The following is a 24,314-nucleotide window of genomic DNA, read 5'->3' as shown; positions in this document are numbered from 1 at the left end:
GGAATCAGCTACCCTAACCAAGAAAGCAGGTTATCTCCCCGGGCTGTAAAATCCGGGGAAATAACCTGCTTAACATCACCAATATTACCCGTTATAGGGAATTTACTGGTTACTCATTTTCAACACCACAGCGCCCAACGGCGGCACATTCAGTTGGATAGACTGCTTCCGTCCGTGCCAGGGTTCATTCTCGCTCTTGATGGGTACTGTGTTACTGATACCGCTACCGAAGAACTCCGTAGCATCGCTATTGAACAGTTCCTTGTACGAACCCGCCGACGGTACCCCAATACGGTAACTGGTGCGCGGCACGGGGGTCATGTTCAACACAATAAGCAGGGTATCGGCAGAGTCATTGCTTTTGCGGATGTAGGTCACTACCGTATTCTCCCGGTCGGTGGTGTCAATCCACTCAAAACCGTCGGGTGAGAAGTTCAGGGCGTACAACGCCGGTTCTGTTCGGTACAGGTTGTTTAAGGCCCTTACGCACGCAGCCATCCCTTTATGAGGACCAAACTCCAGCAGGTGCCAATCCAGACTGGCATCAAATTTCCACTCCGATGTTTGCCCAAACTCGCCACCCATAAACAGGAGCTTTGTGCCGGAGTGCGTAAACATGTAGGAGAACAACAACCGAAGGTTTGCAAATTGCTGCCACTCATCGCCGGGCATCTTTCCCACCAGCGACTTTTTGCCGTATACCACCTCATCGTGCGAAAGCGGTAGCATGAAGTTCTCGGTGAACGCATAAACCGTACTGAACGTCAGCTCGTCCTGGTGAAATTTACGAAAAGCCGGATCGCGCTCGAAATACCGGAGCGTATCGTTCATCCAGCCCATCATCCACTTCATACCAAAGCCCAGGCCACCGGTGTACACCGGACGCGATACGCCGGGAAACGCGGTCGATTCTTCGGCAATGGTCTGCACATCCGGAAAGTCTGCGTAGATAGCCTCGTTGATTTCTTTAATGAGCGATACGACCTCCAGATTCTCGCGGCCACCAAAAATGTTTGGCTCCCACTCCCCGGCATTACGTGAATAATCCAGATAAAGCATGGAGGCTACTGCATCAACCCGTAAACCGTCGGCATGGCAGCGGTCCAGCCAGAACATGGCATTGCTCAACAAAAACGAGCGTACCTCCGGCCGTTCGTAGTTGAAGACATAACTTTTCCAGTCGGGGTGGTAGCCTTTCCGCATGTCCGGGTGTTCGTACAGGTGCGACCCATCAAACTCGTACAGGCCGTGGGCATCGCCGGGAAAGTGCGAAGGAACCCAGTCCAGCAACACGCCGATACCCGCCTGGTGCAACCGCTCGATAAGCTGCATGAACTCCTGCGGTGTACCAAACCGGCTGCTGGGCGCAAAATAACCCGTAATCTGATAGCCCCACGAAGGAGCATACGGGTACTGCATCACCGGCATGAATTCCACGTGCGTAAAGCCCATGTCTTTTACGTAGGGCACCATTGCATCGGCAATTTCGACGTAGGTCAGCTCCCGTTCGGGGTTGCCGGGGTCGCGTCGCCAGGAAGACAGATGCACCTCATACACCGACATGGGGGCATCCAGCGCATTTTTGGCGTGGCGGTTAGCCATCCATTCCTGGTCGTTCCACTCGTAATAGGTGTTCCAGACAAGCGAAGCCGTTTTAGGCGGCACCTCCCACCAATGGGCGTAGGGGTCCCCTTTTTCCATTTCCCGGCCCCCTTCGTGCACGATAAAGTATTTGTAGGATTCCCCCTGGTCGACATGCGGAATAAACATTTCCCAGATGCCTGACGAATCCCACCGGACGTTCAGGGGATTGCTGCCTTTGTTCCAGCTATTGAAATTACCAATAACCGACACATACCGGGCCGATGGTGCCCATACGGCGAAATAAGTACCCTTCACACCATTGTGTTCGATGACGTGTGAGCCAAATTTTTCGTAAAGTCGGCGGTGTTTTCCGGCCCGGAACAAATGAATGTCGAAATCCGTAAACCGGGAGTAATGGCCAGAATCAGAATTGCTTTCGACAGCTACCGGAAGCGTTTCCTGCGTAGCCTTACTTTTGGGTGATTTAGAGGAAGCAGCCTTTACAGGCTGGTCGGTTTCAGAGTCAGGAGACGATGCCGCCGTGGTTTTGCGTTTTGCCATAGGTTAAATAGAATAGGATTCCGTCGGTCAAGGGTTTGAGAGCCGGAAAGTTAGAAAAAAGCAGATTAACAACGATATTACTTCATTCCAGATACGGTTTGTTTACATGATTTATGAGTAGCCGGAAAATAAAGAGTATCAAGGGATAAAATAAGTCCGACCGGGCAGGTTAACTATCCTGCCCCGGGGTTGGTTGAAGCAGATTCGTTTGTAGCATGGGTATATCACTCGTCGCGCTGCCGTCGCTCAGGCGGATTTTTTCTATCTCCCGGATTACGTTGAGAATACCTTTCAGCGGGATTTTCACCCACGATGGTCGGTAGCTAATTTCGTAGCCTAATTCATACACCGCCTTTTCGAGCAGGTAGATCAGGAGTAGAAAGTTAATCTCTGTGTTGTTCTTGAACAGCGGATGCGGTGCGCCAAAAACGTCTAGATAAGCGTCCAGAAAGGTACTTCGGATGAGCGAAAACCACCGGTCCGACACCCGCTCGAGGTGCCGTGCATCCAGCCCTTCCGTTTCGGATGAGTTAAATAGTTTGGACGAAACGGCGTAATGATAGGACCGGATCATACCAGCCACATCTTTCAGTGGTGAGTGTTTGATTTTGCGTTCGGTAATGGTGCTTTCAGGTTCGCCCTCAAAGTCAATCATCACAAAATCAGTACTCGTAGCCAGCACCTGACCGAGGTGGTAGTCGCCGTGAATCCGGATACGGAGCGATTCGAGGGGGCGGGTTCGGAAATCGGCAATGAAGTTCTCAATCATTTCCCTGGCTTCCATAAATACCCACGCCAGCCGCTGCGCCTGCGGGTCGAGTTTGGTGTAGTTGTCTACCAGCAGCGCGTACCGTCGTTCGAGCAGGTCCTCAATCCGTTTGATAATAAACGCCCGGTACTCATCTGTAAATGGCTCTGGGGCAAAGGCAGGATCGGATGCTTCCCCATCCCGGACCGGCTTGTAGAGGGCGCAGTGCATTTCGCCCGTTCGCTGACCCAGCAGTTCCACCTTGTCGAACACATCTTCCCGAATGGCAAACATTCGCTCCGGTACCCCGTACAGAAAATCGTTGAGATAATCCCCGGTTTGCATCCAGGAGTCTTTGTCATTCGGCACCATACGCTGCACCATGCCCAGGGTTATGTCGGCACTGTTACTCTGTTGCCAGATAATACTACCCCCGAAGGCGGGAATGTGCGAAAAGTTGCTTTTGTCGGTCAGGAAGGCAACCATATCCACTTCCGGGTTCGTTTCCTGAAACAGTTTGCGGTAGAGCTTCAGAAAGTATTTGTCGCCATAGGTCATGGCCGAATTGCTCGAATCGACCGGCAGCACCTGCGAGGGTAGGTCACCATCGCCCTCTTCCAGCCCTTTACCCCTGTTAAATACTAGTTTCCCACCAGCCTGGGGAATGGTAGTATTTGCATAGACATTCGTGAACAGCGCCCGGCGAAAACGTTCGTCATAGATAGCATCGATCAGCAGACCCGTTTGACCAGCCAGGGTAATTTCGCCAATGCGTCCTTTCTCCGGTATATGGGTGAGCGTTTCTGCCGATGAATCGGGAATGAATGATAAAGGAAGGAGATAGTTTTCGGGTACACCCTCGGTATAGCTGGCCTCCAGAATGGCCAGATAGGCCACGTCATGACCACTTAGCTGAAGGGTGTGTACCGTTTTTATGACAAATCCCGTCTGCTGCCGGGCCTTGCCCGCAAACCAGCGACAGGTATTTACATAAGGCGGTAAAATTGTCTGGGTGAGCATTGACCAGAACGACGTATCCGGCGCACTATCAGACCATGCTGTTGAGGATGTTAAAGCGTTTGTTTCGTTCATAAGCAGATAGCATGTTACTTTAATCAAGTCGTTTCGACCCCGTATTGTTTTCAAAAAAGCGGTTGAATATACCCGGCCTTCTGAGTGGATAGTCAGTCATAGTAGCGGCTAATCAATTGTAAATGTGAAAATTATTGATGTAGCAACCGGATATACGAACCGGTAACTAAAAATACCTGCCCTTCAACTTCCACAATCGATAACTTGAACCGTGCAGCAACGTTGAACTGTCTGATACGTTACTTAACTACGAAGGTTTCTACGGCGCAGCCCTTTTCCTCTGCTTCCCTGAATCATGCCTATACACCAGCAATTCTCATCACGGTGGTTAACCGCTATACTAGCAAATGTATGCCTGCTGATCAGTTGTCAACCCCGGCAGAAACCCGCAGAAACCTTACCTACGTCAATCGTTGTTTGTGGGACGGCCCCTACAGATAAAGCCTGGTATAGTTCTGGTAAAAGAGCACTGCTTTTCGACGGGTTGGGCAACATAAACTTCCCCATTACGACAACAAGTTCTGATGCGCAGCGGTATGTCAACCAGGGGCTCATGCTGGCGGTGGGCTTTAATCATGCCGAAGCAGCCCGGTCATTTTACGAGGCTACCCGCTTAGATTCTACCTGCGCGATGGCCTACTGGGGTTTTAGTTATGTGTTGGGGCCAAACTATAACGCGGGTATGGAACCCGATAATTATGAGCGAGCGTATGTGGCTGTGCAGCGGGCGATTCGATTGTCGGCAAATTGCACCGATAAAGAAAAGGCGTTGATCAATGCGCTGGCAAAACGGTACCCGGCCAAGCCGGTCAATGACCGAAAACCGTATGATCTGGCTTATGCTAATGCTATAAAACAAGTCCATGAACGGTTCCCTGACGACGCGGATATTGCCGGGTTCTATGCCGAATCGTTAATGGATCTGCATCCCTGGGATTTATGGGAGAAAGATGGTCGCCCGAAGTCTTGGACACCTGCTATAGTGGCTGCACTGGAGAAGTTGATGGTTCGTAACCCCGATCATATTGCGCTGAATCACTATTACATTCACGCAGTAGAAGCTTCTCAAACACCGGAACGGGGACTAAAGAGCGCGGCTGTACTTGGTAAGGTAGCGCCGAAGGCCAGCCATTTGGTCCATATGCCGTCGCACATTTACATCCGAACGGGCGACTATCACAAAGGTTCAGTGGCTAACCAGCAGGCGGTACGTGTAGACAGTAATTACCTGATGAGTGCTCATGCGCAGGGGGCTTTTCCGCTGGTTTATTTTCCGCACAATTACCACCTGCTGGTTGCTACGGCTACGCTGGAAGGCAACTACAACTGGGCAATGAGTTCAGCGCGAAAAGTGGCCGATAATACGAATAAAACGCTGATGGCCGAGCCTGCCTGGTGCTTTCTTCAGCATTTTTACACCGTTCCCTACCATGTGGCCATTAAGTTTGCGCAATGGGATGAACTGCTGCGCATGAGCAAAGCCGACACAGTTCAGTTAGCTTACCCGACCGCCATTCGCCACTACGCCCGTGGTCTGGCGCTGGTTAACAGACAGCAAATTCCGCAGGCAAAGCTGGCACTAAACCAACTTGATAAGTTGACGACGAATCCGGCAATGACCAAATTAACTATCGGTCCTGTTAATTCGATGCATTCCATTCTGGAAATAGCCCGTCGTGTGCTAAGGGCCGAAATTCTGGCGAAGGAAGGGCACCTGGATGATAGTATCAACTTGCTCCGGGAAGCTGTTGCCCTGGAGGATGCTTTAGGCTACAATGAGCCTCCGGACTGGTTCTTTTCGCTACGTCATAACTTGGGCGCAGTTTTGCTAAAAGCTAAACGATATAGTGACGCTGAAGCTGTTTTTGCTGATGATTTGGCTGTTTTCCCACGCAATGGCTGGGCGTTATCAGGCCTGTATCAGGCGCAGGCAGGTCAGGGTTTTACCAGCAAAGCGCAGCAAACACAAGTCTTATTGACCCAGGCCCGGAAATGGGCCGATAAGGACCTGCAATCAGGCAGGGTGAATGCCGACTAGGTACGTAAACGTCTAATCCCTTTTTCGCAGGGGACGAATGACAATGGCGCAGCTATCTTTTCTATTCCCCGCTTACCCCATCAGCACCGTTCTAACTGGTCCCATTTGAGCTGTAAAAACGCCTGAATAATAACGTCGATGTGGATACTGTTCGACATGGGAAACTAGCCGCTGAATTAAATAGCCAACCGTTCAATCAAGATTTTTACAACTACTAATCAAGGGGTTATAAATTCATTCTGTCTTTTCAGGAGCCCAGCCGTAAATCACCGATTCATCCAAAAGGCCTTTTTGGAGCCGGTAAGACGCGTCTTAAACTAAACCGCTTAACCCAATAAATCATACCACTATGGAATCAATTAAAGAGCAACAGTCAACCCCCCGTCGCGAATTTTTAGGAGCACTTACTACCGGTGTAGCCTCGCTGGGAATTGCGGCTTTTGTGAACCCAAAGCCAGCAGCAGCCAATCCGGAACCGGTAGCGGAGGGGAATATCCACGAGGCCGACGCCTGGTTCAACGACATCAAAGGAAAACACAAGGTTGTTTTTGATGCCACCCGGCCGCATGAAGTGCTACCGTTTGCCTGGCCACGGGTATTTCTGCTGACCAACGCGGCTACCGGCACTCCCGAAGCCGACAACAGCGTGGTGGTTGTGTTGCGCCATTATGCGATTCCGTATGCGTTTGAAGACCGCATCTGGGAAAAATATAAGTTTGGTGATATTGTGAAAGCAGATGACCCCGCTACGGGTAAGCCCGCTATGCGTAACCCATTCGCCAAACCGAAACAAGGGGATTTTAAAGTACCGGGGATCGGCGATGTAGCTATTGGCATCAATGAATTACAGGCCAGTGGGGTCAAGTTCTGCGTATGCGATGTGGCCATGACCGTAATGGCGAATACCCTGGCCCCAATGATGAACCTGAAGGTCGACGAGGTAAAAAAAGACTGGCTGGCGGGACTGCTTCCGGGCATTCAGGTTGTGCCATCCGGCGTATGGGCTCTGGGCCGGGCTCAGGAAAAAGGTTGCGCGTACATTTTTGCGGGATAATTGCACACTGGCCTGTACAAACTACCAGGGTATGACGCTTTTACAGATCACTGGCTTTTTAAGTTCGCTGTTAATCGGCTTTATTCTGGGACTAATGGGTGGTGGCAGCCTGCTCACTATTCCCGTACTGGTGTATCTACTGGGTATCAGCCCTATTCTGTCTACAGCTTATTGGATGACAGAATACTTATCTACTCGAAGCACTTGAATTGATAATCGGCTACAAAATGTTCGCAATAACAAATCACTAAATCTTATCAGCAAAATGTTCACGGTGATACTGTAGATAGCGAGGGTTAATGAAATGTTTTGGCTCTTTATACAACCCTCCTTCCAGTCCAATCAGAGTTAAGTCATCTGCAATACTGAAACCCCCAAAGTCGAACATAACGTGATGGTTTGGGCATAAACAGAGGATATTGTCGATACTATCTGGACCATTGTGTGGCATGCCCAATGGCTGGATATGAGCCGCTTCTGCATAAAGACCCGCGTTAGTTAGAATACGAATCTGGCATACTTGGCATTCGAAATTATACATTTCTTTAACCGACAAAGCCAGTTTCGTATCACGCATTATCCGTTGAATGGTTATCTCGATGCGCTCAGAGTTTTCGTATATAGATGGGGGTTCTTCGACAGTATCAGTAGCTAACTGTTCGTGAATTTTCTCCAGACGAAATCTCCAGATGACAAAACCAGACAAACCCTGCTCTTGCCAATAAGAATCAACCCGATATAAACCATCGTATCGGTAGCCTTCCTTTGGCGATATAGGGGAAGTATGTTTATAGCCACGTATTACTCTTACGGGCGTCCCTCGTTGGCAATTAAGGGCTAATGCTAAATTCTGCCGGGTTAGTTTTTGGTCCGCAACTTGAAGTCCTGTTACCTGACTACGCCCGCCATGCCCCGTATAGATGATAACATCACCATAGTCTTTGTCATCTTCGTATCCGCCCGATAGCACAATTGAATCGGCACCTTCGTCTTGTGAACCACTTATTCCTGCCTGTAGTGGACGATGAACTCCATATTGCGACAGGGTATACCGATTTTCAAATTCACTTCCTTCGGGAATCCCTACTACATGACCGAATACACGCATAGAGTACAGTTACTTTTAAATGACGATGGGTTGTACCGCTAGCGCTACAACCCATCGTAAACACTTACAAACCCAGTACTTTTTTATTGAATGCATCATCCGCACCGGTTCCGGCAAAGTCGTCGAAGGCGCGTTCGGTTACGCGAATAATGTGACTATCGATGAAGGGGGCTCCTTCGGCCGCTCCCTGTTCGGGGTGTTTGAGGGCACATTCCCATTCCAGCACCGCCCATCTATCGTAATCGTACTGCGCCAGTTTGCTGAAGATACCGGAGAAATCGACCTGTCCGTCACCCAGTGAACGGAACCGCCCGGCCCGCTCTACCCATCCCTGGAAACCACCGTATACACCCTGTTTTCCCGTGGGGTTGAACTCGGCATCCTTAACGTGGAACGCAAAAATACGGTCGTGGTAAAAATCAATGAACTGGAGGTAATCCAGTTGCTGCAACACAAAGTGGCTGGGGTCGTAGTTGATGCCTACGCGCGGGTGGTTGTTTACCTGCTCCAGGAACATCTCGAAGGTAACACCATCGTGCAGGTCCTCTCCGGGATGCAGTTCAAAGGCGATATCGACACCCGCATCTTCGTACGCATTCAGAATGGGCATCCAGCGGCTGGCCAATTCCTTGAATCCAGTTTCCACCAAACCCGCCGGACGCTGCGGCCACGGATACATGAACGGCCACAGCAGTGCTCCCGAAAAAGAAGGACTGACTTTCAGGCCAAGATTTTTACTGGCTTTGGCCGTCATAATGAGTTGGTCGGTCGCCCAAGCCTGCTGGTCTTTGGGTTTGCCCGCCAGTTCGGCCGGGCCGAATCCGTCGTACATGGCCATGTAGGCCGGGTGCATAGCCACCAATTGCCCTTGCAGGTGCGTGGCCAGTTCGGTGATCTCCACACCAATTTCCTTCAGCCTTCCTTTGTAGTCATCGCAATAGGTCTGACTCTCGGCGGCTTGCTTCAGGTCAATCATGCGCGGGTCCCAGGTAGGAATCTGAACGCCTTTGTAGCCGAGGTCGGCCATGTACTTGGCAATAGAATCAAGCGAATTAAACGGGGCTTCGTCACCCAGAAACTGGGCTAGAAATATGCCCGGACCTTTCATTGTTTTCATATTCTTATCAGTAGTTTACTTAGGACTGATACAGTTCGAGTACACCCCGTGCATCAAATTCTATATCAAGGAGAAAATCGGAGATAGCATCGAAATTTATCTGGAGCATAGCTATAACTTCCGTATTGCTCAGGTTGCCGGACCTGATCAAAATCACTTTAGGTGGCCAGCCACGCAGGTTGCTCAACAGTTCGTAATCTTCATCGTAGGTAATGATGGTAAAACCGCCCGATTTCGCTGTCTCCCAAATCAGAAAATCTTCTTTAGCCAGTAGCTTTATTTGTTTTGCCGCCTGACTTCCAGGAAATAAATGAAGAATTTGCTTCACCACCCGATATGAAATATTTTCATCGAAGAGCAACGAAAAAGTGGGCGTGTTCATTTCGAGACAACTACCTTAATGTTTCGTTCCCGACTGGCAGCAAACGCCAGACAAGCCATAATTTGCTCATTGGTCAGTTCAGGGAAATCTTCGATAATTTCTTCGTGTGACATCCCTCTGGACAACCAGCCAAGCACATCACCTACTGAAATGCGGGTGCCGGTGATGCAGGGGCGACCGAACCGGATGTTTGGGTTGATTGAAATAATGTCTCGATAATTCATGACTTTTTAGAATAATCTGTACGCTACGCCAAGATAACGATTTCCATTAAACTTCCACCCACGCCTGCTTCCGGTTACTTTCCAGGATTTTCTCGCAGATAAGCAGTTCACGGTAACCATCGGCAAAGGTAGGGAAGGTCGGATTTTCGGGTTGTTTGCCAGCTGCCACCGCGTCGTACACTTCTTTGAATAGTTGCTTCGAGGTATCGGGGAAGCCTTCGTTGTGCCCGCCAGGGAATGAGATGACCGAACGGGCTTCGGGGTGCGCCAGAGACGGGTCGCGCATGAACGACTGATTGGCCCCGTCGCGGTTGCCAATCCACATTTCGTTGGGGGCTTCGGAGTTCCAGGCGTAGGTTTTCTTCGAACCGGCAATTTCCAGCTTCATCTGATTTTTGCGCCCTGCCGATACCTGCGACACGGTAATGACCCCCCGGTTCCCGTTATCGAATTTCAGTAGCACGTTGGCGTGATCTTCGGTATTGATGGGCACGTCGGCATAGTCTTCCGGCTGGAGCATCTTGCCCGAATACGTCTCCACGGGCTTCAGCGGCTTCTTCCGGACTTTGTGCACCGTATTGAAATCGGCCATGACCGCTACGGTTTTTAAGCCTGTAATGTACTCCAGGCTGTCCATCAGGTGCGACCCAATATCGGCAATGGCCCGCGAGTCGCCCGACTTATCGGGTTCGAGCCGCCAGTTATAATCGGTGTTATAAAACAGCCAGTCCTGTAGATATGAGCCAATAATGGAGTACACTTCGCCCAGGTCGTTCTGCTCCCGCATCACTTTCATCTGCCGAACGAGTGGGTAGTATCGCAGGTTGAAATGGACGGCGTTGACCAGTCCGGTTTCTTTTGCCAGTTTCACCAGTTCCTCGGCTTCGTGCAGGTCTTTGGCCAGGGGTTTTTCGCACACGACGTGCTTACCTGCTTCCAGAGCTGCCTTTGACTGCGAGTAGTGCAGGAAATTGGGCGTACAGATGTGCACTACCTTAATGTCCTCCATAGCCAGCAGTTCGTCGAATGTACAGGCCCGTTCAATGCCCAGTTGATCGGCTTTCTGCCGGGCCTGTTCGGGGGTTACCTCGCACAGGGCAAGAACGTTCGTATTGGGTAAACGACGCAGGGCTTCGATGTGCGCCGGGCCGATGAATCCGGTGCCAACGACACCAATGTTAATTTTTTGCATAAGGGGAAAAGGTATAAAGTATAGCGCCGTTTCGTCAGCAGGCGAATTGGCTGTTTTCCCGCAAGCCAGCGAATTAATTCGCTGGCTTGCGGGAAAACGTTACGGCGAAAAAAAATAAAAAATACTATTGAACAAACTTCGTCCACTTCTTATCCGACTGATTCGAGGCTATAACGGTGTCGATGAACGCCAGCCCGCGGATACCGTCCTGAACGCCAGGGAAGTCATAAAGCGGGTCGGGGTCGCGGCCTTCCATGTGCGCTTTTACGGCGTAGGCAAAGTTGCGATACAGATTGGAAAATGCTTCAAAGAACCCCTCCGGATGACCCGCCGGCATACGCCAGTGGGCTTTGGCCGATTCAGATAAGGTGCCTACATTGGGGCGGATGATACGCTGGCCTTCCTGGGTTTTATACTTCAGCGTATTCGGCTCCATCTGATGCCATTCCAGGCCACCCAATTCGCCATACACGTAAATTTTAAGCCCGTTCTCTTCGCCATTTGCAATCTGGCTGGCGTGCAAAACCCCTTTGGCACCCCCCTCGAAATGCAGCAGCACATTGCCATCATCATCGAGCTGGCGGCCGGGTACAAAGCTGGTCAGGTCGGCGCAGAGTTCGTTGATTCGCAAGCCGGTGATATACTCGGCCAGATTCTCGGCATGGGTACCAATGTCGCCCATGCACCCGGCCGCGCCCGATTGAGCCGGGTCGGTACGCCAGATAGCCTGTTTGTAATCCGTATCCTCTTCTTTCTTCGACAGCCATCCCTGCGGATACTCCACTACCACTTTCCGAAGTTCGCCCAGGATACCGTTCTTAATCATGGCACGAGCTTCTTTCACCATCGGGTAGCCAGTGTAGTTGTGCGTCAGTCCGAATACCAACCCTGATTTCTCCACGATTTCGGCCAGTTCTTTGGCTTCATCCAGCGTCAGCGTCATCGGTTTATCGCACATCACATGGAATCCATTTTCAAGGGCCATTTTGGCGGGTGGGAAGTGCAAGTTGTTGGGCGTCACAATCGACAGTAAATCCATCCGTTCGCCCTCGGGCAGGGATTTTTCTGTCATAATCATTTCCTCAAAGGAGGCATAAACGCGGTTTTCGGGCAAATAGAGAGCGTGCCCCGTTGCCTTCGATTTGTCGGGCGATGAACTGAAGCAGCCACAAACCAGTTCGATTTCGCCGTCGAAAGCAGCGGCCCGGCGGTGAACGGCACCAATAAAGGCATCCAGTCCGCCACCCACCATGCCCATTCTTAATTTTCTATGCATAGGTCGTTGTGTTGAGTGTAAACAGGTAAGAAAAGGGAAACACAGGGGGGAGTTTACTGTAAATCCGTTTACGGTATATGGTATTCAGTTTATGGTTCCTAGTAGCACTAAGCGGTCTAGGCAGGTTAACATGCAGTTAATTGAACTGCTTCGCGCACCGTCAAACTAGTTTATCCCGCCGAAAAATTAGTAGTTTTCTCTAATTTTTCGGAAATTTTGCACAAAAATGACAAAGGGACAGTGAGTTTATTCTTCCTTTCGTCTTTTGCTCGTTGATACAGTAATAAACCACTAAATCCCCTCTCGCAGATAATGAATCAATCTGTTAACCCCTCACGGCTGTTTCTGGCAAGTTGCCTGGCTATTATCACCACAGCCTTTTCCTTTAGTATCAGGGCTGGTATTCTGCCCCAACTAGGAAACGAATTTGGTTTGACTGCCGAGCAGTTGGGCTTTATAAATTCCATGTTCTTTTTTGGCTTTCCTATTTCAATGGTGATTGGTGGCATAGTGTATCACACAATAGGACCAAAAATTATCATGCAGGTAGCTGTTGTTGCTCACACATTAGGAATTTTACTGACTATTTATGCGGGTGGGTATACAGGTCTGTTGTTCTCAACATTCTTTATCGGCTTCGGTAATGGCTGTACTGAAGCTGCCTGTAACCCAATGATTGCCGATATGTATTCCAGCAACAAGCTGAATAAAATGCTGGGACGGTTTCACATGTGGTTTCCCGGAGGTATTGTGATTGGTAGTTTGATATCCAAATTCATGACTGATGCAGGTTCCACCTGGCAGACCCAAATATGGGTGCTTATGCTTCCGACCATTGTTTACGCGTTCCTATTTTTTGGCCAGCCTTTCCCAAAGCCAAAAGTGGAGGGTGTAACGTCTTTAGCGAAGAACTTCCAGGCCATGCTGACTCCTTTGTACATCGCCCTGTTTTGCTGTATGGCACTGACTGCCATTACCGAATTTGGTCCTAACCAGTGGGTAGCCGTTGTATTAAGCAGCAGTGGAGCAGATGCTATGCTGGTTCTGGCCTTGACATTCGGCGTAATGACTATTGGTCGTCTTTTCACGGGTCCAGTTGTAGGACAATTCGGGCAAACAGGTGTTTTGCTCGGAGGAGCCGTTTTAGCAACCATCGGTATCTATATGTTCAGTACCGTAACGGGCCCAATAGCCTATTTAGCCGCTGTTATATTCGGCCTTGGCGTGTGTTTTAACTGGCCAACTATGATCGGCTTTGTTGCCCAGCGAGTTCCATTAAGCGGAGCGTTAGGAATGTCTATCATTGGTGGGGTGGGTATGCTGTCAACGTCTATTTTCCAGCCAATCATTGGTCGGTGGATTGATAGTGATCATGCGGCAAACGCGGCCAAAGGTCTAACCGGATCAGAACTTGAATTAGCAGCGGGGCAAGCCACTCTCTCGACTATGATGACGTTTCCGATTATTCTAATTTTTGCGTTTACGGCTCTGTGGTTCTGGATGCGCAACAAGAAAGCGGGCCACGTTGACGAAAACTTAGTACTGGAACAGCCGCAATTGTAATAGTAGTCGCAATCACGACGGTTGCAAGCAGGTAGAAAATCAACGCCCTGTAGCCAGCTGGCTACAGGGCGTTTTGCTGCATACATAATTAAAAATCAATTAATTATGAGTAACGGATTGAACCTTGTAAGTACCTTTATTGTCAGTCAGCGGTGAACGTTCGTTAACCCGCTAACTACGGCATACTGTGGGCCTACTCGATGCATACACAAAACCCCTGACGGCAGACCAGGTTGCTCACCTGCTCCGACGGGCCACATTCGGACCTACTGCGGATCAGGTTAAACTGTTGATCGGGCAAACGGCGGCCCAGCTCATGACAAAACTACTGGCCGACCAGCCCGTACCCCCTCCCCCGCTCAATCTGGCAACGGGCAAACCCTTCCACGACCAGCCGTTCGAGACGACGAATGCCGGGAAGTTTACTGCGTATCTCACCTATTGGTGGGCTAATCTGATGCTCAATCAGCCCATATCGCTGCTTGAAAAGATGACCCTCTTCTGGTCGAATCATTTTGTAACGAACTTCTCGACGGTTAACGATTACCGGTTCATGTACCGCTATAACGCCCTGCTACGGCAGTATGCGCTGGGCAATTTCAAATCATTTGCCGTTGCCATGACGCAGGACCCGGCCATGCTCCGGTTTCTGAACGGGAATCAGAATATAGTGGGCAGGGCCAATGAGAACTACGCCCGCGAACTCATGGAGCTGTTTACTATTGGCCGAAACGGTGGCTATACCGAAACCGATGTTCGCGAAGCGGCCAGAGTACTGACCGGCTGGACCGATGTCAGTTACCGGAGCGCCACCACCACGCCGATAGGCAGTACGTTTCGGTTAAATCAGCACGACAAAACGGACAAAACCTTTTCGGCTACCTATCAGAATACGGTTATCAAAGGACGTTCGACGGTTACTGCCGGGCTGGATGAACTGAACGACCTGATCAATATGCTTCTGAGCCATGCAGAAACACCCCGTTATATCTGCCGTCAGCTTTACCGCTGGTTTATTAATTCTGATATCACCCCCACCGTCGAAACTGATTTTATCCAGCCGCTGGCCGAGGTGTTCAGAAAAGCTAATTTTGAGATTAAACCCGTGCTGACGGCCCTTTTCCAGAGTCAGCATTTCTACGACGAGGCCATTCGGGGGGGCATGATCAAATCACCCACCGAGCTGGTAATCGGTACGTTCCGTTTTTGGGGGGTACAGGCGCCTGACCCGGCTCAGAACATAACCCCCTTTTACCAGATTGGCAACTACATTTTTGCCCGTATTACCGAACAGCAACAGCAGATCCTGAATCCCCCCACGGTTTTTGGCTGGACGGCTTATTACCAGACGGGTTATTATCAACAGTGGATCAACTCGACTACCCTGGGGTTGCGCGGCTTCTTTGGGGATGCCCTGACAACCAACGCCCTGAAACTGAATGGCAAGGTTGTGATTGATTCAGTGGCCTATGCCAGAACGCTTTCCAATCCCGCCGATGCCGGTGTATTGGTGGCTAATATAACCAGCCAGCTATTAGGTGTTCCGCTCGACAAATCGCAACTGGACTTTCTGACCGATACCGTTTTGCTCAACTCGATTCCACGCTATGAGTGGACCGGCGAATGGAACGACTACATCCAGTCACCCAATGATGCCGCTAAAAAACAGGCCGTTCAGATGAAGTTGACGGCTTTCCTGCAATACATTTTCCGTATGGCGGAGTATCAGGTAATCTAAATAGTGAAAGAGTGAATGAGTAAAAGAGCGAAAAGGCGCGGCACTCATTCATTCTTTCACTCATTCACTCTTTCGCTCTTTACCCATGAAGCGTCGTACTTTTCTCCAACATGCGGCTTCGTCATTGCTGCTGCCTGTCCTGATTGATGGTTACGGAGCCAAAGCCTTTGCCCGGCCTTCGTCGTTCATTCAGTCTCTGGTCGATCTGGCCGACCAGTCGGACCGGGTTTTAGTCATCATTCAGTTGCAGGGGGGCAACGATGGCCTGAACATGGTTATTCCGCTCGACCAGATGGGCGTGTATACCGACCCAAAATTCCGGGGAAACATAGCCATTCCCGAAGCAAAAGTCCTCCGATTGAAAAACTATTCACAAACGGCGCTGCACCCGGCCATGACCGGCATGCAGCAACTTTTCAACGACGGCAAACTCAGTATTGTGCAGGGCGTTTCGTACCCAACGCCCAACTTTTCGCACTTCCGGTCCAGCGATATCTGGATGACTGCTGTCGACTCCTCCCAAACCGCTGCCTCTGGTTGGGCTGGGCGTTACCTCGACAAACGTTTCCCCGGTTACCCCGATAATTACCCAACCGCCCAGATGCCCGATCCACCGGCTATTCAGATTGGGTATGCAACCGCTACGTCGCTGCTCGGCCCCACGGATTCGATGGCGATAGTACTCCAGGACCCGGACACCTTTGCCCGGCTGGTGGGGGATAAACCCAATGCCCCGGCTACTAATCTGACGGGCTATGCCGGGCAGCAGATCGAGTTCATCCGGCAGCAGCAGGCCAGCTCGGTCAGTTACGCCGGTCAGATCAAAACGGCGGCTGGCAAAAGCAAAAATCTGGCTACTTACCCAACCGCCAATGCCCTTGGCGATCAGCTTAAAATTATTGCCCGACTCATTGCGGGTGGGATGCAGACGAAAGTCTATTACGTCACTATGGGTGGTTTCGATACCCATGCCGCTCAGGTAGTGGGCACCGATACCACTACGGGTACGCACGCCAATCTGCTCAGGACGCTCTCGGATGCGGTACTGGCTTTTCAGAATGACCTGTCGCAGTTAAAGATAGAGGATAGGGTGGTCGGAATGACTTTTTCGGAGTTTGGCCGTCGGGCTATCTCGAATGGTAGTTTGGGTACCGACCACGGCACCTCGGCCCCTATGTTTATCTTTGGCACGGCCGTCAAATCGCCCATGGTGGGCAAAAATCCAAACCTGAGCGATCTGGACAATAACAACCTGAAAATGCAGACTGACTTTCGGCAGGTGTATGCCGCCATCCTGACCGACTGGTTCGGGACCGACACGGCTACCGAATCCACAACGCTATTTCGGGACTTTCCGGTAGCCACCGTATTTCGGGCACCGCAAATCGTTACGGCCGTTACTCCTACAGCCACCGAAGCCCGTTTATACCCCAACCCTGCATCGACGGTGGCTGTGCTGGAATCGGACTGGCTGGCTCAGGGTGTACAATCGGTGCAGTTAACTACCATGCAGGGACGATTTGTATCCGTCGATATGTCGCGGCCAACGGCTACCTCGGTACAGATGAACGTCAGCAACCTACCCATCGGCAACTACACGCTCTGTGTTGAAACGGCTCAGGGACTATTAACGAAGCGGCTGGTAATAGTCCGGTAAACAAAAGCTTGTTTTTCAATTTACGAACGGCCAATCGTAGTGCGCACCATTCGGTATTTATACAAGTAGAATAACTCCGTATAACTTACACTTTACTCAGTAGATAACGATACTCGTAGCTATTTACAACCCAGGATACGTGCGTTATCGACCCGCTCAATCAGCCTTACATGTTGGCCCTGAGGCAGTATCTACAGGACTTCCTGTAGGGTTTATTTATCAATGGGCTTAAGGTCTCGTTTAAGCAACCAGCCTCTCGACGTTTGCCCCTGCTCATTGGTATAAACTACGTAGATGAACCCATTACGTTCATCTAAGGGAGTCAATCTTGCATTGTTCCAAATATTGATGTTAGCCGCCCGGCGGGTGCTTTGATCCGGCTCATTATGAAAGTAAGCATATTTGGACGACAAGGTGTAGCGTTTACCCTTACCGTTCGAAGTGGGGTCGCTGGTGCCGGGAACGGTTACAGGTTGGGCAGGAACGGACCCCGTCCTGCCGCTGTCACGCCTGACGACTTGTGGGTTAGCAGGACGCCTGGAAGCCGTTTTTGGCCTATCCGCCGGGGAAGGCTGTGTTACACTTGTTTGTCTGGGAACGGGTTTATCTACTTTTTTTATGGGTTGCTTATCGGAGATATCCTTGGTTTTAGCGTTGGGCGCATCTACCCGATTACGATTGGCTGGTTCTGCATTGGTTGCCAGGCTTGTATCCGCATCCATTGGGCGGGCCTGATTCGTTGTCGGCTTTGCCCTGAACTGAGAATAAGCCCCCCACATACCTAAGCCAACCAGCAGGGTGATAACGGCGAACCAGGCCATTTTCGCCCGGCGAAACGGTAGTCTTGATTTGCCGGGTACGGACGGCTGGACAGCCGAACTATCCGTCAATAATTTGGCCGAGGGATCAACCGGACGCGGCTGCCCTACCGGGCGAGACTGCGCGGCCTCGGTTAGTGTCCTGATTTCCTCTTCTTTCTGCGCCAGCAGGGTTTTTAACTCTGCTCCTGCCCGCTCGCCGTCAATAGCCCGCTCCTGATAATACCGGACTAAGCTGAGCAGCCGCCCGTTCTCGCCCTGGAGAACCGTGGCGCCGTTTACCCGCTCGTCAACGCTTTTTACGGCTAGTGTACTGCCCCGGATGATCGCTTCGTGCAGTTCGATACCCGTGGCGAATCGCTTTTCGGGGTCTTTCTCCAGGCAGGTAGCAATCACCGAAAGCAGCCATTCCGGTATCTGCATTTCCCGCTCTTTGCGGTCGTCTGGCCAGGAGTCGGGCAGGTGTTCCCGGCGCAGGCTCAGCACGTCGGGCACGGGTGTTTCCATGTGCGCTACCATTACCCCGTTGCGGGTCGTCTCCCCTTTATTGAGCAGGGGAAACGGAACCGTACCGGCCAGCAGTTCGTACAGGATAATTCCGTAGCTATACACATCGGTTTGAAAAAGCATACGGCCTTCGTTCTGCTCGGGTGCCATAAATTCGATAGCACCGGCATGCCTGAGGCTGGTGCGCCGTTGCTCGTCAGACATGGCAGATAACCCAAAATCGAGCAGGACATAGTTGCCGGTATGAACGTTGAACTTAACGTTGTTGCTTTTGATGTCGCCGTGCCGGACGTCTACTTTGTGGCAGTGGGCCAGGGCGCTGGCTAATTGGTCGGCTACTTTCACCACTTCCCGAATCGAAAAAACCGGATCATGCGGGGGCCGCAGAAGTTCTTCGAGGTCGGGGCCTTCGATGAACTCCATTTCAATAAACGGAAACGAGCCACTTTCGGTAATGCCCGAGTTCAGGATTTTAACCACGTTTGGATTAGGTGCTTCGTTGACTTTCTTCAGTTTCTGGACTTCATTCTGAAAATCATGGAAGTTTTTGTCGTCGTCGCTTTCCGTATGAACGGGCGTTGGCAGAATCTTTACCGCCGTAAAAATTTCGCCGATGCGTCGGCCTTTATACACAGACCCCTGCCCACCGGTGCGCAATGCACCCATGTTTTCCAACCCCTCCGCTATCGTAAATAGTCTGCCCATTGCGTTGCTTAGTCCGGTTTGCCTATATAACTAAATTCGAGTACCGCTGATTCGCCCAACACGATTTGATCCGCTTCCCGAAGCGGGTGCCCGATATGTGTCGAGTACAGTTTTATGGACGTATCGGCCCCGGCGGATTTTATTTTTACTTTGTTACGGGGAGGCACCCCACCCTCATCGGCAAAAAGCATAAAACGGCCCAACCCATTGTCCCACTCGATGTGCGCGTGCTGTCGGCTAATGTACCGATTCCCTTCCTGAGGGCTATTGGCCGGAAACGCAATGGCGTTGATGCGGACAAACCCGTTCTCGCCCTGTGCCTTTCTCTCCCGCCCTATCGTGACCGGCCCGTCTGATGCGGTGAGGGTATAGGTTTCCTGTTCGGCTTCGCCACTCAGCACCCTTATATACCCCTTCGTTAAGGTATGAACCGAAGCAGTCCGGGTTCGGATAAACAAGGCGACATCCAACGTTGGGCTTTTCAGGGCTTCGGGGGGCAGGTCGTCCACAAACGTCGTTTCCATTACCCAGGTGGTGGGCAGCTCAAGGGCAAAATCATCGGCAATTTTCTGCACCTCAGCCTGGAAGCGTCCTGGTTCCTGCTGGTACAAGGCGGCTTCATAGAGGTGCTGCCGGATGCCCGAACAAGCCACAAAAAGCTGTAGTCCTTTGATGTGTCGGCCTTCGCCACCTTCTACCTGCTGCAGGCTCTCTTTCAGAAACCGCAGCAGGGCCACCCGTAGTGTTTTGGCATCGGGTGGGTGACTGTCCAGCCTTTTCTTAAAAAAATCAAACATGACCCTGTCCGTTAACATGACTTTTTTCAACGATCGGTATTGCTCAAGCGGTTAAGAGCAACCGGTATGCTGACCGATTCAGGGGCTACTGCCCCAAAACTTTTGATATAACCGTTTTGCCGAAGAAAAGGCGTTACGTGTTTACCCGCCAGTCTGATGGCATCACGTGACCCCTTCGTCGCTTCAATTCGTACGCAGACAACCACATGACCAATGCCCGTTGCTTTTGGAGCAAAAAACACGTACCAGCCGTCGTTGATCCGTTTTCGTTTCCAGATTCGCTCGGGAGTACCCGTTTTGCCCGCCACAGCAACCCCTAATTCACGGGTACGGTCCGCACTTTGTTTTATCATATAGCCAGTAAGCAGGTGAGCATACGCCGGGTCGTTCGCCAGCGTAATCCCCTTTTTTGGCGCCTGCTTCACACCACCTACCGTCAGCACATAGCGGCTGGGCATCAGCAGGCCGTGGTTGGCGACCCCCGCTGCCAGCCGGGCCACGGCGGCCGGAGTGGCAATCAGTTCACCCTGTCCCCAGGCCATCCCCGAAATTCCTTTGGATCGGGTACGCCGGATGTTGCCCGGATTGTAGCGGGGACGGGTGTTGAATTCGGTTTGGCGCCATAACGCCCACCACCTGGCTTCCAAATCGGTACGGGAAGGCTTTTCGTAATAATAGCCGCCCACACCGTGCAGAAACATGCCGGTTTTGAGGTATAACCGAGCCATCTCGTCCTGTAACTTCGCTTCGTTGGCCAGCTTGATAAAGTATACGTTGTTGGATTTGACCAATCCCCGCTCCAGGCCGATGCGGCCAGTCTCGTCGGGTTCCCCGCCCCCCGTGCGAATCCGTTCGTAGCCCCTAACGATAAATGTTTTTTTGGTTGCCTCCAGGCCCAGCTTATTGAAAGCCGCCAGTGCAGTCAGCACTTTGGCTGTTGAGCCAGGCTGCGTGGCGTGGGTAAACCCTAGATCATTGGTTGTTACCCAGTTGGGCAGACGATTTTGCTCGAATGAAGTCATTGTGAGTAGCTCCTCGTCATTTACCGGCGGCAGTGGATACATCGCCGACGCCAGCACATCGCCCGTGGCCGTTTCCATAACCACTACCGAAACCCGGTTGTCGCGCAACGACGAGTCCCGCGCTATAGACTGCTGAATCTGAATCTGCAAGCCCCCATCTACCGTAAGCTGCACATCGCGGTTTCGTTTCCTGAACGCTTCTACCTGCGGGCTATTTATGCCCGCCAGCAGCAACGGCGTCAGGGCGCTGTAATCCTGTCGGCTCACGGTCATCTGCTGCAAATGCCGGGGCAAAAACCGGTCTTCCCGAAACTGGGTCGCCACAACCGGGTACGTCGTTTCGGGAGAAGCAAACCCCCGAAGGTCGGCGGCATGTTTATACTCAGCAAAATAACCATTGGTGCCACCCCGGAACACATCCGTATTGGCGTCACCTACCCAGAAGAATAATTGCTGATTTAAAGGGTAAAACCGGTCCAGCCGCTTACGCATAGCAGAGTCCAGATTATAGGCAGGAATACCGGCGGGGAGTAGCCGCTTCGGCTGCTCCCGAATGAGTTTGGGATTGCCCGTGGCCAGCAGGCGGCCTTCCCGGTCATAGAGTGAACCAGCCTGTAGTTTGTTCATCAGGATACCGATGCGGGGATTATAACTGAACATACGTCTCCCACTTCGGTCGGCCACTAAAGCGGGTTGCACAATCCAACTCCGGTTGTCGATAACATACGGCGTTATGTACCAGATGAGCAGCGCCAGACCAACGCAGGCCGCCACCAGGGCCGGGATGATGTGTTTGTCCTGCTGGTTGGCAATGTAAGTCATCTGAACGGCTGTACCCCGAACCGCAGAAGCCGATAGCAGGAAACCGGCGGCCAGAAAATTAGCGATCAGTGACGACCCGCCGTAGCTGATAAACGGCAGGGCAACACCAGACAGGGGTAGCGCGCCCGTGGAACCGCCCGCAATGAGCAGAAACTGCACAAACGTACTGATGCCAATGCCCGCACAGACGTAAAACAGAAATGGCGTACCGGTCTGTCGACCGATCAGAACCGACCGGTGCAGGTAGATCAGAAACAGGATAAATACGCAGGCGATGCCAGCCCCGCCCAAGGCTTCACCAATGGCGGGCAGCACCATATCCGTATGCGCGGCTGGTATAGTTCGGGAAAATCCCTGCCCAATACCCTGCCCCGTCAGCCCTCCACCGGCCATCGCCCATATGCCATTCGCTACATGGTCGCCCCCGTACACTTCATTGTCCCAGGCGTCTTGCCAGATGGCTTTGCGCTCCACCAACCGCTGCACCGGGCCGGGAAACAACGTATCGACAAATGGAAGCTGATCGATCAGCAGAAACCCGGCAATGACAACCAAGGCCATCAGCGCCGACTCGCTTACCCCTTTTGGTAGCAACAGTTGGGCCAGCAGGAGACCCGCAGCGGTGAGTCCGGTAGCTAACCAGGGATTTTTCAGCAGCCACGTAGCCAGCACGTAGAACACCACCGCACCGACCATGAAGCTAAAGTCGCCCCGCGAAAACGCGAACAGGATGATAAACGTAAAGCACACGACCATGGCTGGCCCCAGATCGCCCAGCAACAGAAAAAGCAGAATGCACACGCCAATAGCCAGCAGGGCAAAGGAGAAAAATGACCACCGTTTTTGCCAACGGCGATACTCGCTGATCAATTTTTCGTTGGTTGTAAAAAAGCCCGCCAGGAAAAGGATGAGCAAAAACTTAACGAATTCACTCGGCTGAATACCAAGCAGGTTCACCCGAACTCCGCTGCCCTCCGGTCCCGTACCAAACAGAATTGTACCAATCAACAGGGCTGTAGCAACCATAGCCCAGGGCCACCCGTTGGCTGCCGAGTGGATTCTTTTAAAAATAAACAGTCGGTATAAGCCCGAATCCGGTGTGAATCGACGCAGATTGATACTCAAGAGGACGCTCATGCCAACCACCGCTACACCAAAATACAGCAGGGTGGATTTAGCCAGAAACCGATCGCGGAGGGGGTCCTGCAGGCCGAGCAGAATCAGGAAGGACAACCCGGTCAGGAGCATAATGACGGGCATAATGAGCGGATCGGCCTGCGGGAGCCGGAAGCTAACGAGCAGATGCAGTAAGAGAAATCCGCCGAAAAAGCCACCCACTATCCATTTAAACCACTCGTTAAATTCGGCGGGCGTTCGGACAATCAGTGATCTTTCTTTTTTGAGGATGATAAACTCACGGGTCGACAAGAGTTTGATGGTGTGAGGTGCCCGATAAAATGTGAATGAAACGTCGCGGGTCAGGGCGGACACCCCTTGTGAGGAACCAAACTGATAGCCCGGCTGTAGGGGCCCCACTTCGAACGCCCGGCCAGCAGGCAGGTTAATAAAGGCGAAGCCACCCTGCGCGTCCGTCCGGGCCAGGGCGGTCAATGCCCGTAAGGATCGCTTATGACCCGCATCTACTCCGTATACGGCGGTGACTCCCGGTTTACGCTCCGTACTCTCTTTTGCCTCGACTCCATCATTTCCATCGCCGAGGTCGGTGCTGTCGGGCGGCAAAACCAGTGTTAACCGGACTGTTACGCCCCTTGCCACACTATCCGTCCCACTGCGAACGGTGCCGCTCAGGCGGTAACCCCGCAAACCAACGTCGGTGACGGATGGCAACGAGGACGGCAGTACGGCGTGAAATTTAAGCGAATCATCATCGGTAAGCCCCAGTAACGACCGCGAAAAAGCGGCCCGTTTCTTAAATGAGTTTCCACCCCGGATGAACGCATCATCCGCTAAAACAGCAAATCGGTGCTTGTTCAACTCACCGACGTTGTCAATGACCGACGAATCGGCACGCAGGGCGCTGGTAAGGGCTTCCTGAATGAAACGGACATCCTGGTTGTCGTCAAAATAATAGCCTTTTTCCAGTAGGGCTGCCAAATTTGCCGGGCTGTTTTTGCCGTTTAGGTTTACGATTGTTCCGCTCTGCAACCGCTCATCGACATCCCGGAAGTCGTTCTGGAGCACCATGAATACCGTATAGAACAGCATCCCCAGCACGGTGGAAATCAGCGCTAAAAAGAATCGCTCTGTTTTCCTGCCAGTCGGTGGGGGTGTTTTCTGAACCATGCTGC

17 protein-coding genes are annotated in these 24,314 nt (G+C 51.7%); 6 read left to right on the top strand and 11 right to left on the bottom strand.

The genetic code is table 11. The features are described 5' to 3' along the window. Positions 1–102: 102 nt before the first annotated feature. Together glgB and B156_RS0125595 are read right to left on the bottom strand one after the other, a co-directional pair. Entirely contained in the window at positions 103–2,145 is a 2,043-nt protein-coding gene (gene glgB / locus B156_RS0125600) for a 1,4-alpha-glucan branching protein GlgB (RefSeq protein ID WP_018622657.1), read from the bottom strand. 169 nt (positions 2,146–2,314) lie between these two features. Further along, positions 2,315–3,985, bottom strand: a complete 1,671-nt coding sequence (locus tag B156_RS0125595) for a putative maltokinase (RefSeq protein WP_018622656.1) — start codon at positions 3,983–3,985, stop codon at positions 2,315–2,317. Between the two features lie 295 nt (positions 3,986–4,280). Between B156_RS0125595 and B156_RS0125590 the strand changes: the two genes are divergently transcribed. From B156_RS0125590 to B156_RS31610, 3 genes are all read left to right on the top strand, one after another. Then, on the top strand, positions 4,281–6,023 hold the full coding sequence (locus tag B156_RS0125590; protein WP_245563838.1) for a tetratricopeptide repeat protein: 1,743 nt from the start codon (positions 4,281–4,283) through the stop codon (positions 6,021–6,023). A 349-nt stretch (positions 6,024–6,372) separates the two neighbouring features. Further along, the gene (locus B156_RS0125585) at positions 6,373–7,077 is read left to right on the top strand and encodes a twin-arginine translocation signal domain-containing protein (RefSeq protein WP_018622654.1); all 705 of its coding nucleotides are present in this window, start codon (positions 6,373–6,375) and stop codon (positions 7,075–7,077) included. A 31-nt stretch (positions 7,078–7,108) separates the two neighbouring features. Further along, positions 7,109–7,285: a hypothetical protein gene (locus B156_RS31610; protein WP_342664451.1), complete on the top strand. Its 177-nt coding sequence runs from the start codon at positions 7,109–7,111 to the stop codon at positions 7,283–7,285. Positions 7,286–7,324: 39 nt separating this feature from the next. On the opposite strand, the gene B156_RS0125580 is transcribed toward B156_RS31610, so the two are convergent. The 6 genes from B156_RS0125580 to B156_RS0125555 form a co-directional block, all read right to left on the bottom strand. Further along, positions 7,325–8,185: a YDG/SRA domain-containing protein gene (locus B156_RS0125580; protein ID WP_018622653.1), complete on the bottom strand. Its 861-nt coding sequence runs from the start codon at positions 8,183–8,185 to the stop codon at positions 7,325–7,327. Between the two features lie 64 nt (positions 8,186–8,249). Continuing rightward, entirely contained in the window at positions 8,250–9,302 is a 1,053-nt protein-coding gene (locus B156_RS0125575; protein WP_026261060.1) for a sugar phosphate isomerase/epimerase family protein, read from the bottom strand. Between the two features lie 19 nt (positions 9,303–9,321). Next, entirely contained in the window at positions 9,322–9,684 is a 363-nt protein-coding gene (locus B156_RS0125570; RefSeq protein WP_018622651.1) for a DUF5615 family PIN-like protein, read from the bottom strand. Then, a complete protein-coding gene (locus tag B156_RS0125565; protein ID WP_018622650.1) occupies positions 9,681–9,908 on the bottom strand; it encodes a DUF433 domain-containing protein in 228 nt (75 codons plus the stop codon). The genes B156_RS0125570 and B156_RS0125565 overlap by 4 nt, the downstream gene beginning before the upstream one ends. Positions 9,909–9,954: 46 nt before the next feature. After that, positions 9,955–11,100 (bottom strand): Gfo/Idh/MocA family protein, encoded by a 1,146-nt coding sequence (locus tag B156_RS0125560; RefSeq protein ID WP_018622649.1) that lies wholly within the window; start codon positions 11,098–11,100, stop codon positions 9,955–9,957. A gap of 124 nt (positions 11,101–11,224) precedes the next feature. After that, entirely contained in the window at positions 11,225–12,358 is a 1,134-nt protein-coding gene (locus tag B156_RS0125555; protein WP_018622648.1) for a Gfo/Idh/MocA family protein, read from the bottom strand. A 330-nt stretch (positions 12,359–12,688) separates the two neighbouring features. Here B156_RS0125555 and B156_RS0125550 point away from each other — a divergent pair, with 330 nt between their 5' ends. The 3 genes from B156_RS0125550 to B156_RS0125540 all read left to right on the top strand — a co-directional run bounded on the left by B156_RS0125550 (position 12,689) and on the right by B156_RS0125540 (position 17,334). Beyond that, a complete protein-coding gene (locus B156_RS0125550) occupies positions 12,689–13,939 on the top strand; it encodes an MFS transporter (RefSeq protein WP_018622647.1) in 1,251 nt (416 codons plus the stop codon). A 187-nt stretch (positions 13,940–14,126) separates the two neighbouring features. After that, positions 14,127–15,677, top strand: coding sequence for a DUF1800 domain-containing protein (locus B156_RS0125545; protein WP_018622646.1), 1,551 nt, complete (start codon positions 14,127–14,129; stop codon positions 15,675–15,677). 85 nt (positions 15,678–15,762) lie between these two features. Then, positions 15,763–17,334, top strand: coding sequence for a DUF1501 domain-containing protein (locus B156_RS0125540; protein ID WP_018622645.1), 1,572 nt, complete (start codon positions 15,763–15,765; stop codon positions 17,332–17,334). A gap of 212 nt (positions 17,335–17,546) precedes the next feature. On the opposite strand, the gene B156_RS0125535 is transcribed toward B156_RS0125540, so the two are convergent. The 3 genes from B156_RS0125535 to B156_RS29890 are packed head-to-tail and all read right to left on the bottom strand — an operon-like array spanning position 17,547 to position 24,309. Beyond that, positions 17,547–19,364, bottom strand: coding sequence for a serine/threonine protein kinase (locus tag B156_RS0125535; RefSeq protein WP_018622644.1), 1,818 nt, complete (start codon positions 19,362–19,364; stop codon positions 17,547–17,549). Positions 19,365–19,372: 8 nt separating this feature from the next. Next, entirely contained in the window at positions 19,373–20,161 is a 789-nt protein-coding gene (locus B156_RS0125530; RefSeq protein WP_157627178.1) for an FHA domain-containing protein, read from the bottom strand. A gap of 26 nt (positions 20,162–20,187) precedes the next feature. After that, the gene (locus B156_RS29890; RefSeq protein ID WP_018622642.1) at positions 20,188–24,309 is read right to left on the bottom strand and encodes an FtsW/RodA/SpoVE family cell cycle protein; all 4,122 of its coding nucleotides are present in this window, start codon (positions 24,307–24,309) and stop codon (positions 20,188–20,190) included. Positions 24,310–24,314: the final 5 nt, after the last annotated feature.

Source organism: Spirosoma luteum DSM 19990, assembly GCF_000374065.1.
GTDB classification, from domain to species: Bacteria; Bacteroidota; Bacteroidia; order Cytophagales; family Spirosomataceae; genus Spirosoma; species Spirosoma luteum.
This window is presented reverse-complemented; position numbering and strand designations above follow the sequence as displayed.

Coding starts and splice junctions, on each gene's coding strand:
- glgB (WP_018622657.1), bottom strand. CDS start 2,145: ATGGCAAAACGCAAAACCACGGCGGCATCGTCTCCTGACTCTGAAACC.
- B156_RS0125595 (WP_018622656.1), bottom strand. CDS start 3,985: ATGAACGAAACAAACGCTTTAACATCCTCAACAGCATGGTCTGATAGT.
- B156_RS0125590 (WP_245563838.1), top strand. CDS start 4,281: ATGCCTATACACCAGCAATTCTCATCACGGTGGTTAACCGCTATACTA.
- B156_RS0125585 (WP_018622654.1), top strand. CDS start 6,373: ATGGAATCAATTAAAGAGCAACAGTCAACCCCCCGTCGCGAATTTTTA.
- B156_RS31610 (WP_342664451.1), top strand. CDS start 7,109: ATGACGCTTTTACAGATCACTGGCTTTTTAAGTTCGCTGTTAATCGGC.
- B156_RS0125580 (WP_018622653.1), bottom strand. CDS start 8,185: ATGCGTGTATTCGGTCATGTAGTAGGGATTCCCGAAGGAAGTGAATTT.
- B156_RS0125575 (WP_026261060.1), bottom strand. CDS start 9,302: ATGAAAACAATGAAAGGTCCGGGCATATTTCTAGCCCAGTTTCTGGGT.
- B156_RS0125570 (WP_018622651.1), bottom strand. CDS start 9,684: ATGAACACGCCCACTTTTTCGTTGCTCTTCGATGAAAATATTTCATAT.
- B156_RS0125565 (WP_018622650.1), bottom strand. CDS start 9,908: ATGAATTATCGAGACATTATTTCAATCAACCCAAACATCCGGTTCGGT.
- B156_RS0125560 (WP_018622649.1), bottom strand. CDS start 11,100: ATGCAAAAAATTAACATTGGTGTCGTTGGCACCGGATTCATCGGCCCG.
- B156_RS0125555 (WP_018622648.1), bottom strand. CDS start 12,358: ATGGGCATGGTGGGTGGCGGACTGGATGCCTTTATTGGTGCCGTTCAC.
- B156_RS0125550 (WP_018622647.1), top strand. CDS start 12,689: ATGAATCAATCTGTTAACCCCTCACGGCTGTTTCTGGCAAGTTGCCTG.
- B156_RS0125540 (WP_018622645.1), top strand. CDS start 15,763: ATGAAGCGTCGTACTTTTCTCCAACATGCGGCTTCGTCATTGCTGCTG.
- B156_RS0125535 (WP_018622644.1), bottom strand. CDS start 19,364: ATGGGCAGACTATTTACGATAGCGGAGGGGTTGGAAAACATGGGTGCA.
- B156_RS0125530 (WP_157627178.1), bottom strand. CDS start 20,161: ATGTTTGATTTTTTTAAGAAAAGGCTGGACAGTCACCCACCCGATGCC.
- B156_RS29890 (WP_018622642.1), bottom strand. CDS start 24,309: ATGGTTCAGAAAACACCCCCACCGACTGGCAGGAAAACAGAGCGATTC.